Origin of the sequence: Mesorhizobium sp. M1A.T.Ca.IN.004.03.1.1 (assembly GCF_003997555.1) — a bacterium.
In the GTDB taxonomy this organism is placed as follows: Bacteria; Pseudomonadota; Alphaproteobacteria; order Rhizobiales; family Rhizobiaceae; genus Mesorhizobium.
This window is the reverse complement of the sequence record NZ_RZTV01001136.1, coordinates 1-234: the sequence shown is the minus strand read 5'-3', so window position 1 is coordinate 234 and position 234 is coordinate 1. Positions and strand designations below refer to the sequence as shown.

Annotated in this window: 1 protein-coding gene; it reads left to right on the top strand. The window is 64.5% G+C overall.

Annotation, left to right across the window (positions count from 1 at the left end; translation table 11 throughout):
* On the top strand, positions 1-234 hold a 234-nt coding region (locus EOD29_RS35220), incomplete at both ends, for a hypothetical protein (RefSeq protein ID WP_164764115.1).

Below are 234 nucleotides of genomic sequence, written 5' to 3'. Positions count from 1 at the left end.
AGCATTACCGCTCGCTGGTGCAGCCGTTGCTCGACGGCAAGGCCAAGGCGATGGTGGTGGTGGGCAGCCGCGTCGAGGCGGTGCGCTGGCAGATCGCCATCAACAAGTACATCAGGGAGAAGAGCTACCAGTTCGGGACGCTTGTAGCCTTCTCGGGCGAGGTCAACGACCCTCCAAGCGGCCCCGACCCGTTCAGCGAGACCAGCCGGGAGCTGAATCCTGGCCTGAACGGAC